This is a genomic window from Mycobacterium sp. E3298 (assembly GCF_001666895.1).
Lineage (GTDB): Bacteria > Actinomycetota > Actinomycetes > Mycobacteriales > Mycobacteriaceae > Mycobacterium.
Map to the genome: position 1 here is coordinate 1 of NZ_LZJB01000341.1, position 12,399 is coordinate 12,399.

Below are 12,399 nucleotides of genomic sequence, written 5' to 3' on the forward strand. Positions count from 1 at the left end.
CGTCGTAGTCCTGAGTTCTCAACATCCTCCCCTCTCTGGACCTGCAGAACGCCCGTCCCACCTGCCTAGCGTGAACCCCCCGCCGCGCGTGAAGTTAGTTTCACAGTCGACCGCGAGCGTGAAACCAACCTCACACTCGACGCAGGTTACCGAACCGAAAAGCCCTCGCGCTCAAAGCGATCGGGCACGGGCGCCGCTCAGGAAGGCGGCCGCTCCCACAGGTCTTGCTTGACGATCACCGGGTCGCCGACATCGACCGTGTTGTAGTACCACTCGGCGTCTTCGGGGCTCAGGCTGATGCAGCCGTGGCTGACGTTCTCCAGCCCCAGCGACGGGACGGCCCATGGGGCGGAGTGCACAAAGAGGCCCCGGTTGGTGATGCGGACGGCGTAATCGACGTTGAGCATGTAGCCGTTGGGGTCGTCGACAGGGATGCCGACGCTGCTCGAATCCATAAGCACCGAGCGCTCTTTCGACAAGACGGTGTAGTTGCCGACCGGCGTTGGAAATTCGGGCCTACCCATCGACGCGGGCAACACACCCTCTTCGCCGAAGTGGGGTCGGTGGTGCGGAGTTGGCGGTGGGGCCGCGTCGACTCCGTCGACGCTCACCTTGAAGGTGTGGTCGGTGATGTTGGCGACGCCGACGACCTTCGGGCCGGTCTTGAATTCCGTGGAGCGGCCGTCCACCGCGAGGGCCACCGTGCTGTGCGCCGGCCAGTAGTGGTCCGGAACCCATTGCACGACCTTGTTGTCGAGCCACTCGAATCGGCCGGTCATCGGCGGTGAGGACTTGACGCCGATGGCGCGCTCGGCGGCGTGCCGGTTCCCGACCGGCGCGTCGAACGTCACGACGACGGGGTGGGCCACGCCCACCGTCGCGTCCCGCGCCGGCAGGACCGACGCGACCGCGAATTCATGCGGCTGGCTGGCCGCCGCCATGCTGGTCCCCGCCGGGCCCGCAACCACGCTTACAGCGATCCCACCCACCGCAAGAACACACCGAACGACCGCTCGCATGGCTCCGATTCCTTTTAACTGACATAGTTGTAATAGGAGGATCGTAAATCCCGGATGACCAGCGGAAGCGCAAGGGCGCGTTAGCATTTGGCCACGCCTCGGTCACGGTTCGGCCACGGGGGTTTAGGTCGGAAATATGCAAGGTGGGACGGGCGTTCTGCAGGTCCAGAGAGGGGAGGATGTTGAGACCTCAGGAATACGACGTGGTCCGCTTGTGCCGGCCGGTACCGGAGCACGACCTGCCGGTCGGTTCACGAGGGGGGTCGACATGGACTACACGACCGGCTCAGAAGGCGCCCGGCGCGCCTACGAAGTGGAATTTTGCGACGCCGACGGCATTACCCGAGCCTTGGTCACCGTCGCCGAAGATGACCTGGAAGTGGTGTGGCGGCCAGCTTCGGGTGGCTAGCAGCTCAAGGTTGGGCCGAAATATCGGATGCGTCGCCGCAGCAGTTGGCGGAGGTCAGTCACACGGAGTCAACCGCTTGACGCGTCCTCGGCGTGTCGGCGGGCGAGGCCACGGACCGCGGTTTCAACACGAGGCTCGCCAGGACCGCGACGACGCCGATGCCGACGCACACCCACAACGCCGACTGGTAACCCGCTTGGGTGCCGGCTCCGACAACCGTTCCCGCCCAAGCGAATCCCAGTGAGCCGCCGATGCCGTAGGAGGCGTTGGCGATCCCCGGCAGCGAACCCGGCTCGTCCGGGGGCGCTTGCAGGACGCCGAGCGCGCTCATCGGGGTGAGCGCGACCGCCAGCGCCACGCCGAACACCGCCATGAGGGCGACGACCGCCATCTTGTCGAACGTGAACACCGCAAGCGCGGCGGTGACGGCCACGGAACCGACCAGACCCGCGCGCAACACCGTCACGAAGCCGATCTGGGCGGCGAGCCGCCCGATCAAAGGGGCAGTGAGAAGTTGGGCCAGCGCGCCGGGAGTGATGAACAGCAGGGCCGTGAGCTGTCCGCTGGCGGCGAAGCCGACGCGGTCGTTCTCGGCGAGGGACGGCACGATGTAGCTGAGCACCACCATGAACGACCCGAAGACGAGAATGGTCACGACGATCAACGGCCACGAGTAGCGCGACCGCATCTGGTCGATGTGGATCAACGGTGTCGCGACTCGTTTCTCGACCACCACGAGCGCGACGCAGGCGGCGATGGACGCGGCAAGGCAGCCGAGCATGAGCGGCGCGGACCAGCCCAGATGTTCGCCGTTGGAGACATAGAGATTCAGCCCGGCGACCGTCAGCGCGATCAGGACGGCACCCGCCCAGTCCATTCGGCCCGTGTTCTTGCGGCCGCGTTCGTCTGCGGGGACGGCCAGCCGGCACAGCGCGACGGCGGCGATGCCGACCACCAACGTCAGGACGAAGATGGAGCGATAGCCGAAGCGGTCGACCAGGACACCGGCGAGCAGCGCGTCGACCCCGGCCACCCCCGCGTTGATCGCCGAGATGACACCGCAGCAGATGCCGAAGGCTTTGTCGCTCAGGTGTTCTCGCATGATGAGGAAGGCAAGGCCGTACGTGATGTTCGCGCATCCCTGCAACACCCGGCCCGCGACCACCACCTGTAGCGAGGTGCCCAGGATGCACAACAACGTGCCGATGCAGACGAGAGTGAGGATGCCGACCAGGACGCGCCTGCGGCCGATGAAGTCGCTCCATCGGATCAAGACCACGTTTGCGATCGCGCCGGCGAGATAGAAGTAGGCGGACATCGACGCGTATGCGTGCGGACCGAGATGGGTGTTGATGTCCCGGATCGCGGGGCCGAGCATGGTCGCGTTGAGCATGAACGACATCACCGACAATGCCAACGCGGCCACCATGACGGCGGTTCGCGAGGACGAAAGCTCCTTGCCCCCGTCGCCGTCAGCAGTTGTCACCGCCGAGCTTTCACCGACCACCGTCGGACCCCCTTCGCATGCCGCGCCATAGTCGACACATCGGTTAATTGTGTTGTCCCGCGGCCATCGTGGAATCCGATGCGGGCGTCTTTACGCGGGCGACGCTCAGCACGGCCAGGCCCGCGGGCAGCAGCAGCGCGGCGCTGACCGCGAGGATGACTTGGATGCCGTGACCCATGCCGACGCCGTGGTGCTGCAACATCTCCAGCGCGCTGCTGGAGACCGCCACCCCCACGCCCGCGAGAGTGACCAGGGACGTCAGCGTGACGCCCGCGGCTTCGCCGGCCCGCTCGGGCGCGACGACGGCCTGAGTCGCCACCGTGGTGAACGCGTAGACCAGGCCCATGGTGAAACCGCACGCGCTGAGCGCGGCGAGATACACCGCGAAGCTGTCGGCGGACGCCAGGACGCCGAGTGATACCGCCGCCGCGGTGCAACCGATGCCCATGACGGCGAAGGGCGCGTTGCGCGACGCCAGGCGTCCGGACACCGGACCACCGAGCGCCGCGCCGACCGATGGGCCCAGGAAAGCCAAGCCGGCCGTCAGCGGGTCGAGGCCCCGAACCTGTTGGAGATTCAGCGTGGCGAGAAATACGGTCACCACGTACGCGATGTTGGCGACCGTACCGGCGACGACCAGGACGGTAAAGCGGGGCTTGCGCAGCAGCGACAGGTCGATCAGGGGGAAGCGCACGCGCGTCTCGACCGCGACGAACCCGACCAACAAGGCAACGGAGCCAAGGAATACGCCGATCACCGGCGGCGACAACCACCCCCAGTTCGGCGCTCGGTCGAAGGCGAGGGTGAACAGCCCTATCCCAGTCGTGATCAGCGCCAGGCCAGCCAGATCCACCCGTCGCGGCACGCTGGTGTCGGAGGTCTCCGGGATGGTTCTCGCGCCGATGGCGATCGAGATCGCCGACAGTGGCACCAGCATCCAGAACACCGAGCGCCACCCGAGCGTCTGGGTCAGCAACCCGCCCACCAGGGGGCCGGCAGCGTTGCCCAGGCCGGCGATGCCATACGCCAGTCCGATTGCGCGACCAGACCTTTCGGCGGGCAACGTATTGGTCAGGACGCTCACGGACACCGGAAAGATCAGGGCGGCGCCGAGGCCTTGCACGGCCCGGAACGCGATAACGACTGGCGCCGATGGCGCGACCGCGCAGAACACCGACGCGATTGCGAACAACCCGATCCCGGCGAGCAGCGTGCGGCGGCGACCGAAGATATCGCCGATGCGGCCGGCGGGTGCCATGAACGCGCCCAGGGTCAGCATGTAGACACTGATCACCCACTGCAGATCGGTCGTGGTGCTGTGCAGGTCCGACGCCATGCGGGGCAACGCGAGGTTCATTGCGAAGTAATCGATCTGCACGCAGAACAGTGCCATCGAGATCGCCGCGATGATCCAGCGCGGGTGCCGCCCGTGCGCGCGGAGATTCACGGGCTTGACGATACGGCCGGTGACTCCTATCTATCCGCCGATTCGGCGGACTGCCGCGTACCGCGAGGCCATGTCGCTCGGGGCGGTCACAGCGCACACAAAGCATCGGCGACGCCTCGAGAAACTCCGTAATATCGCGTTATGAGGCTCGTCGCGAGCGTGCCGTCCGTTGTCATCGTCGCCGGCGCGATGGCGCTTGGGCCGGCGGCTGCTCCCCTCCCCATCTCGTCGGTGCCGCTGGCGTCGGCGGCGTGCCCCGACGCGGAGGTGGTCTTCGCGCGCGGCCGGGAGGAACCTCCCGGCGTCGGCGCGGTCGGCGACGCGCTCGTCAATTCGCTGCGCGCCAAGACGAATAAGTCGATCGGGGTGTACGGGGTGAACTATCCCGCCAACATCACCACCGGAGGCGGCGCCAACGACATCAGTGCCCACGTGCAAGCCATGGCCAGGGATTGCCCCAACACCCGGATCGTGCTTGGCGGCTATTCGCTGGGCGCCGAGGTGGTGGACCGCGCGTTGTGGGGCGGGCTGCCACCGGGGACCGACCGGCACGTCGCGGCGGTCGCGTTGTTCGGCAACGGCACCCACGGTGTCGGACCGGCGTTCGCGGGCAAGACAATCGACCAGTGCGCGGCCGGTGACCCCATCTGTGGCAGGGGAACGAGCTGGCCGGCGCACCTGCAGCCCTCCTACATCGGCTCCGGTCTGGTGGATCAGGCCGCGGGCTTCGTGGCGGGCAGGCTGTAGGCCCCCGGCTAGGGTCACCTGTGTGCGCAGGACCATCGACTGGGACGGCGACGCGGTCACGATCATCGACCAGACGGCGCTGCCGGCCGACTATCGCGTCCTGACGCTGCGCACCGTCGACGAGCTGATCGACGCGATCCGCCGGCTGGCCGTGCGCGGGGCGCCGGCGCTGGGCGCCGCGGGCGCCCTCGGCGTGGTGCTCGCGGCCCGCGAGGGCGGCGACGTGCGCGCCTCGGCCGAACGGATCGCGAAGGCGCGGCCGACCGCCGTCAACCTCAGCTGGGGGGTGGCGCGCGCGCTCGAGAAGCTCGACGCCGGCGCCGAATCCGTGCTCGCCGAGGCGCTGGAGATTCTCGACGAGGACGAACGCCTCAACCGCGTCGCCTCGGCACATGCCGCCGAAGTCGTTCTCGCCGTGTGTGATCGCCGTCCGCTGCGCCTGCTCAGCCACTGCAACGCCGGCCACCTCGCAACCGTCGCGTGGGGCAGCGCGCTCGGCGTCGTCTGGCACCTGCACGAACGCGGACTGGTCGAGTCGGTGCTCGTCGACGAGACGCGGCCGCTGTTGCAGGGTGCCCGGCTCACGGCGTGGGAGCTGGCGCGGGCCCGCGTGCCATACCGGGTGCAGACCGACGGTGCCGCGGCGGCGGCGATGGGGCGGGGCCTCGTCGACTGCGTGCTCGTCGGCGCGGACCGGATCGCGGCCAACGGGGACGTCGCCAACAAGATCGGCACCTACGGCCTGGCCATCGCGGCGCGCCATCACGACGTGCCGTTCGTCGTCGTCGCGCCGTCGTCCACGGTCGACAGTTCGCTCGCCACCGGCGCCGACATCGTCATCGAGGAACGCGCGCCCGACGAGGTCCGGACGTTCGGCGGCGCCGTCGTTACGCCGCCGGACGCCGACGTTTACAACCCCGCGTTCGACGTGACCCCGGCCGAACTGATCACCGCCGTCGTCACCGAGCACGGGCGTTACGCGCCGTAACCCCTCACGTCGTCGACAGCGGTTGGCGTTCGACGCTGCGCCCGAGGACTACCTTTGCCGTGATGACGCCCAACTTGACCATGCCCAGGTAGGTCGAGGGGTTGAACAGCGTCGGCCACACCGTGCGGATTCTGTGCTCGTTGATCGGCCGGTCCGTGAATCGGTCGCGCAGCCACCTCAGCGTCATGGGCGCCGACAGTGGATGCAACAGCAGATGCCCACAGAACCGGTCGCGGTGGTAGGTGACCGACACGCCGTTGCGTTCATACTGAGCCACCAGTGCGTCGACATCGTCGACGCTGATGATTCCGTCATGCACCGCCTGTACGACCAGCACCGGAGGCTTGGGCCCCGACTTGCCGAGCTTGGTCTCGTCAAAGATGTGGCGCACTTCGGGCAAGTCCCACAGCTCGTCGGCCGTCATGTCGACGTAGGACCCGATGTCGACGTTGCGGAAGTGCCATACCGCCTGGGCAGTCGCCATCGTCTGCAACTCGTCGAGCAACGCCTTGCCCTCGTCGGTCGCGTGCTCATCGACGACCCTTTGCGCGCCGGGAAAGACTTGCGTCAATGCGGAAATCATCAGTGCGGCGAGACCGGCGAAGAAGCTGCCATTGAGGCGGCGCGCCACACTGCCCGGGTCGCCGACGGGCGAACCGAGAACGGCGCCAACGATATTGAGCTCCGGTGCATATCGCTCACACAATTCGGCCGCCCACGCCGACGCCAGTCCTCCCCCTGAATATCCCCACAGACCCACCGGTGCGGACGGCGACAATTCCAAGCGCCCGGACCGCATCGCGGCCCGCAACCCGTCCAGAATCCGATAGCCGGGCTCGACCGGAGCGCCCCACATGCCATGGCAGCCTTCGTGGTCGGGTACGCAAACCGCCCAGCCTTCGGCCAGCGCGGCCGTCACCAACAAATACTCGGCTTGGACGAACGCACCGATCGGTCCCGCGCCGCGCCGCATGGCGAACGAGGGAAAACAGCGCGACGCCACAGCGTCGATCGCGCATTGATAGGAGAGCACCGGATAAGCGACGTCTGACTCGCGCTGCGCCGGGACCAGCACTGTCGTCACGGCCACTTCCGGTTCTTCGTGCAGATTCGTGGTGCGGTACAGCAACTGAGTGGCTTTCACTCGTTGCCTGATGAGACCCAGAAATCCGATCTCCACGTCGCGCGAGCGCAACACCGTCCCCGGCTCTTCGTGCTCGTATCCCAGTGGCGCCCGGTAGAACGGGTCATCGTCGGGGGTGATCGGCCGTTCGCCGCGGCGCAGCGCGTCGTGCGGCGCGCTGCTGCTGACGCGCACTGGTGTGGCGGAAGAGTTGTCCATTGGCGTGGCGACTCCCTCGGCGTATCGCTGATGGCACGCATTCACGCGGCCCCGAGTTAGCCATTACCCGCGGTACCGGTTTGTCAACCACCGGCCATCCGAAATTCCCGCCGAATTTAAGGCGCGAGCTCGGTGGGCATCCAGTTTCCGAGAAACGCGCTGGCGCGGGCCGTCGCACCAGTCGGGCGGTTGCGGCCCCACCCACCGACGATCAGGCCTCCTCTGTACAGTAATGAGGGATCTTTGACGGTTGGCGACTGTAGAGGCGTACCAGCGCCATGATTCCCGTGAGAAGAATGGTGAATAACGCTGCCGATGCGCCTGACTCGTACACGTCGGCAATCTGGATGGTTTTGCCGCCGCGGACCGCAACGCCGTCCGGCGGGTGGATCAGGGCGGCGAAGACCTGAGTGGCGGTGGAAAGCCAGAACAGGCACGGCAGCAGCCAATAGGGGCGGGTTCGGGTGGCGGGGCTCCCGGGGAATCGCGCCTCGACGAGCGCTACGAGCTGAAAGATCAGCCAGCCCGTCAGCAGCCAGCCGAGATAGTTGGTCAGCGGGACTCCCAGCGCGCCGGTCGGGTGGTGATAGGAGTACCAGTCGTGCGCCGTCGCACCGATGGGGTCGTTTACCAGGTCATAACCCCCAAGAATGAACGTCGCCACGATGGGCGTCGTAAAGCGTTCGGCGCCACCCACGGCCACATCGGGAGCGGGTCGCATGATCACCCGGGCCAGTGCCCAGGCCAGCCAGCCGAAAATGATCCAGCTGACGATGGCCACTGGGGGAACGCCCAGGGGCTTCGGACCGGGCAGGTGATGGGTGTAGGAGCCGAACGGGAAACCGGTCGCGACACCGATTGCCTCCATTGCGAACGCAACAACGCCGGCGATGGCGACGAATGCGGCCATGCCTCGTGCGAAGTAGCCCAGCCACGCATGGACGACGACAAACAGAACGAGAAAGCCCAATTGGGCGGCCCCGGCTTGCGCAGCCAGCGACGGACGCACCGCCATAACCAGCGCGGCGACCAGCGTGAGGAACAACAAGACCCAACACGATGCCCAGAGAATCTGCCACCGTGCCCCCGTTCGGCGAGACGATCGCGTCTGCGTAACGGCTGGCGCTCGCTGGGTGGTCTCTTCACTGGTCACCTTGCGCACCCTCCTAGCCGTGCTGTTCGGCGCCCGACGCACGCCGATTCTTGTTTGCTCACGCTATCGCCCGGAGTTGCGGATCCCAGTTATTCGGCGGCATGAGGCAGTGCCGATGCTCGCGGTATTTCAGTGACGAACTAAGGGAACCCGTCGGGGGACAACCGGCCTCGCCGGGGCGGGAACCGGGCTATATGCCATGTTCAAACGTGGAGCCGATGACGGGAATCGAACCCGCGTATTCAGCTTGGGAAGCTGATGTTCTGCCATTGAACTACATCGGCGCTGTCGACAACGAAGGCTAGCATCCGGCGGCGGATCCGTTGGGCGAGTAGGGCGGCCACCAGCGACCCGACCGCGGGCGTCGACCCTGCCGCACAAATGCCCGCCGCCGCGGAAATGGCCGCTGTCCTGCAAATTCGAAGACGTGTGTTTATTCTTTCGTGATCATGTCGTAATGTGCCTGGGGTGGGTCGGCACAGCTTAGCCAAGAAGCGCCGTAAATCGCCGCTGCTCCTGGCAGGGGCGCTGGCCCCGGCTGCGGTGTTCTTCGCGGCGGCCGGCGATGACGCGCCTTTCGTGCCCCGTCCCATCGCGCAACCCGTTATTGGCGACGCCTCAGAGTGCTGCTTAGAAATCGTGCCGGCAAAGCCGGTGGGGATTGTGCTGGCGTCGGATGTGTCCCGCGGCGACGGCATGGATGCGCCCCTCGCGGCGTCCAGGTACCACACCCGATCCCGGTTCCTGCCGGCCGGGCTTACCCCCGAACAGGGCCTCCAGGTGAGGACGATCCTGGTCTCGCGCGCCATCACCGCAAAGTTCCCCCAGATCCACGAAATGGGCGGCGTGCGACCGGATCCGCTGCCCTGGCACCCGCTCGGTTTGGCGATCGACGTGATGATCCCCAACCCGCAGAGCGCCGACGGGATCGCCCTGGGCGACGAGATCGTCGCGTACGTCATGAGTAACGCGAAACGCTTCGGGATCCAGGACGCGATCTGGCGCGGCGTCTACTACACGCCGGGCGGCGCGCAACCGAGCCGGCTCGGGCATTACGACCACGTCCACGTCACCACCACCGGCGGGGGGTACCCCAAGGGTGGGGAGATGTATCTCGCCGACTGACCGCGCGACGGCGAGCAGCGGATAGGCTCGTCGCGTGCTGCTCTCCGATCGCGACCTCAGGGCCGAAATCACCGCAGGCCGGTTGGGCATCGACCCGTACGACGACGCCCTGGTGCAGCCGTCCAGCATCGACGTCCGCCTGGACTGCATGTTCCGCGTCTTCAACAACACCCGCTACACCCACATCGACCCCGCGAAGCAGCAGGACGAGCTGACGACGCTGGTCGAACCCGTGGACGGCGAGCCGTTCGTGCTGCATCCGGGGGAGTTCGTGCTCGGCTCCACGCTGGAACTGTTCACCCTGCCCGAGGACCTCGCCGGCCGGCTGGAAGGCAAATCGTCGCTGGGCCGGCTGGGGCTGCTGACGCATTCGACCGCCGGCTTCATCGATCCGGGCTTCAGCGGCCACATCACGCTGGAGCTGTCCAACGTCGCCAACCTGCCGATCACGCTGTGGCCGGGCATGAAGATCGGTCAGCTGTGCATCCTGCGGTTGACCAGCCCGGCCGAACACCCTTACGGCAGTTCGCAAGTTGGGTCGAAGTACCAGGGCCAGCGCGGACCCACGCCGTCGCGCTCCTATCAGAACTTCATAAGGTCTACATAGGTTCTGCGGGCCGCCCGCGCCCCCTTTCTGCGCGATACTTAGTTAGCCATGGTTTTTTTCCTCCGCCTAGCCGTGGTTCGCCTCGCAATACCTTTGGAGGGGTTGTCTTGGAAATCGTGCTCGGGGTGTCGATGGCACCGGCATCGATCCAAATGGTTGTCCTGGAAGGCGAATACGCCGACGGTGCCACCGTGGAAGAGGACGTCTTCGACGTCTCCGCCGCCGACGAGGCGGCCACCGCGAGCGCGTCCGACCAGGTGCTCGCCGCGATCCTGGGCACCCGGGAGGGCGCGGCCGACGCCGGGCTCGAGGTGTCGTCCATCGGTGTCACCTGGACCGACCAGCTCGAGGCGGCGGCGCTGCGCGACGCGCTTGCCGCTTACCGCATCGAAAACGTCATGTTGGTGTCCGCCTTTTTGGCGGCGACGGCGCTGGCCCAAAACGTCGGCGGCGCAATGGGTTACGAGCGAACGGCCGTGATGTTCGTGGAGCCCGACACCGCGACGCTCGCGGTCGTCGAGACTTCCGACGGCTCGATTCCCGACGTCTACAAGCAGCCGATCTATGCCGATTCCTACGACCAGGCCGCCGCCCAGCTCGGCGGCATGATCGCCGGGCTGGAAAAGCTGGAGGCCGCGCCGGACGGCGTGCTGGTGGTCGGCTCGGGCGTCGACATCGCCCCGCTGAAGCCGGCGCTGCAGACGGCGACCTCCCTCGCGGTGAGCGTGCCGGAGGAGCCGGAGACGGCGCTGGCCCGCGGCGCCGCCCTGGCCTCGGCCAACGCGCCGCTGTTCGCCTCGTCGACCGCCGCGCTTGCATACGCCCAAGATCCCGGCACCGGTGCCGTCGACCAGTACTCGCTGCCCGAATACCTCTATGTGCCGTTCGGGCCCGAGGCGGTCGACGACGAGCGGGCTTACAGCGCGGTACCGGACGAGGACGCGGACTCGCCGACCGTCGTCATCGAGAAGCTCTTTATGCCCGAAGAAAGCGAACCGCGGCGCCGGCCGGCCTTGCTGATCGGAAGCGGGTTGGCGGTCGCCGGCATCAGCGCGGTGCTGGCGCTCGGGATCGCGCTGGCGATCGGCATCCGCACGACCGGCACCGTCGCGCTGCAGCCCACCCCCGGGCAGCACCTGATCGTGCCGACGCAGGAGGCGCCTGCCCCCGTCCAGGCGTCGGCCCCGGCGGCGAAGCTCAACCTGCCCGAGCCGGTAGCGGCACCGAAGCCGATGACTCCGCAGTTCGCCGCGCCGCTGCCGGCGGCCCCTCCGCCGCCCGCGGCGCCGCCCATTCCCGCGGCCCCGGCTCCGGTGGTGCCGGTTCCCGTCGTGGTCCCCCCGATCGCGCCGGTGATCTTGCCCCCGATCCGCGTACCAGTTCCCAACCCGGTGCTGACGCCGCCGGTGATTGAGGGGCCGCCGCACGTGTCGGCCCCGCCACCTGTGCTGCCCCAACCGCCGGTGCACGTCCCCGAACCGCCACAGACCGGCGGCACGGGGCCCCAGTGGCCGCCGCACCAGACTCCGCCCGGGATGCCGAAGCCGCCTCCGGGGGCCCCACCCCCGATCGGCCCGCCACTGCCGTGACCGCCACCGAGAGGTCCGCCGCCGAACAGCCCACCCGGACCGCTGGGCGTACTGCCGCCGCCGCCGGAACCTGGGGCCGGGAGGTGCCCGCCGCCCAAGCCGCCGTCGCCCGGGGGCGAGGCGTGCCCGCCGCCCAAGCCGCCGGGGCCGGTACCCGGGGGCGGGACGTGCCCACCGCCGGAACCACCGGTGTCCGGGGGCGGCACGTGCCCTCCGCCGGAGCCACCCGTGCCGCTACCCGGAGGCGGCACGTGCCCACCGCCGGAGCCACCCGTGCCGCTACCCGGAGGCGGCACGTGCCCACCGCCGGAACCACCGGTGTCCGGAGGCGGCACATGCCCACCGCCGGAACCACCCGTGCCACTGCTGGGGGGCGGGGACGAGCCCTGCCCGGGCGGAGTCTGGTGCGGCGGCCACTGGGGCCCCGTGCCGCCGGTCTGTGGCGGTTCGGGGACGTGCACCGGCG

At 68.0% G+C, this 12,399-nt stretch carries 11 protein-coding genes and 1 tRNA gene; 6 read left to right on the forward strand and 6 right to left on the reverse strand.

Annotated elements, in window-relative coordinates:
- Positions 1-197 precede the first annotated feature (197 nt).
- The gene (locus A9X05_RS15860) at positions 198-1,019 is read right to left on the reverse strand and encodes an Ig-like domain-containing protein (RefSeq protein ID WP_067782560.1); all 822 of its coding nucleotides are present in this window, start codon (positions 1,017-1,019) and stop codon (positions 198-200) included.
- Between the two features lie 268 nt (positions 1,020-1,287).
- Between A9X05_RS15860 and A9X05_RS29830 the strand changes: the two genes are divergently transcribed.
- On the forward strand, positions 1,288-1,428 hold the full coding sequence (locus tag A9X05_RS29830; RefSeq protein ID WP_082950310.1) for a DUF4926 domain-containing protein: 141 nt from the start codon (positions 1,288-1,290) through the stop codon (positions 1,426-1,428).
- 58 nt (positions 1,429-1,486) lie between these two features.
- On the opposite strand, the gene A9X05_RS15865 is transcribed toward A9X05_RS29830, so the two are convergent.
- Positions 1,487-2,914 carry an MFS transporter gene (locus A9X05_RS15865; RefSeq protein WP_231969247.1) on the reverse strand — a complete coding sequence of 476 codons (1,428 nt, stop codon included), beginning with the start codon at positions 2,912-2,914 and terminating at the stop codon, positions 1,487-1,489.
- Between the two features lie 64 nt (positions 2,915-2,978).
- Positions 2,979-4,382, reverse strand: a complete 1,404-nt coding sequence (locus A9X05_RS15870) for an MFS transporter (protein ID WP_231969249.1) — start codon at positions 4,380-4,382, stop codon at positions 2,979-2,981.
- A 189-nt stretch (positions 4,383-4,571) separates the two neighbouring features.
- Here A9X05_RS15870 and A9X05_RS15875 point away from each other — a divergent pair, with 189 nt between their 5' ends.
- Entirely contained in the window at positions 4,572-5,129 is a 558-nt protein-coding gene (locus tag A9X05_RS15875) for a cutinase family protein (RefSeq protein WP_231969253.1), read from the forward strand.
- 22 nt (positions 5,130-5,151) lie between these two features.
- The gene (mtnA, locus tag A9X05_RS15880) at positions 5,152-6,117 is read left to right on the forward strand and encodes an S-methyl-5-thioribose-1-phosphate isomerase (protein WP_067749059.1); all 966 of its coding nucleotides are present in this window, start codon (positions 5,152-5,154) and stop codon (positions 6,115-6,117) included.
- 4 nt (positions 6,118-6,121) lie between these two features.
- On the opposite strand, the gene A9X05_RS15885 is transcribed toward mtnA, so the two are convergent.
- The 3 genes from A9X05_RS15885 to A9X05_RS15895 all read right to left on the reverse strand — a co-directional run bounded on the left by A9X05_RS15885 (position 6,122) and on the right by A9X05_RS15895 (position 8,896).
- A complete protein-coding gene (locus A9X05_RS15885) occupies positions 6,122-7,459 on the reverse strand; it encodes a lipase family protein (RefSeq protein ID WP_067749069.1) in 1,338 nt (445 codons plus the stop codon).
- 211 nt (positions 7,460-7,670) lie between these two features.
- Entirely contained in the window at positions 7,671-8,507 is an 837-nt protein-coding gene (locus A9X05_RS15890) for a carotenoid biosynthesis protein (RefSeq protein ID WP_067782563.1), read from the reverse strand.
- 315 nt (positions 8,508-8,822) lie between these two features.
- Positions 8,823-8,896: transfer RNA gene (locus A9X05_RS15895), tRNA-Gly, on the reverse strand.
- 184 nt (positions 8,897-9,080) lie between these two features.
- Here A9X05_RS15895 and A9X05_RS15900 point away from each other — a divergent pair.
- The 3 genes from A9X05_RS15900 (at position 9,081) to A9X05_RS15910 (ending at position 11,933) form a co-directional block, all read left to right on the forward strand.
- Entirely contained in the window at positions 9,081-9,737 is a 657-nt protein-coding gene (locus A9X05_RS15900; protein ID WP_197499082.1) for a hypothetical protein, read from the forward strand.
- Between the two features lie 34 nt (positions 9,738-9,771).
- On the forward strand, positions 9,772-10,344 hold the full coding sequence (gene dcd, locus A9X05_RS15905) for a dCTP deaminase (RefSeq protein WP_067749071.1): 573 nt from the start codon (positions 9,772-9,774) through the stop codon (positions 10,342-10,344).
- A 116-nt stretch (positions 10,345-10,460) separates the two neighbouring features.
- Positions 10,461-11,933, forward strand: a complete 1,473-nt coding sequence (locus A9X05_RS15910; protein WP_255369162.1) for a hypothetical protein — start codon at positions 10,461-10,463, stop codon at positions 11,931-11,933.
- Positions 11,934-12,399: the final 466 nt, after the last annotated feature.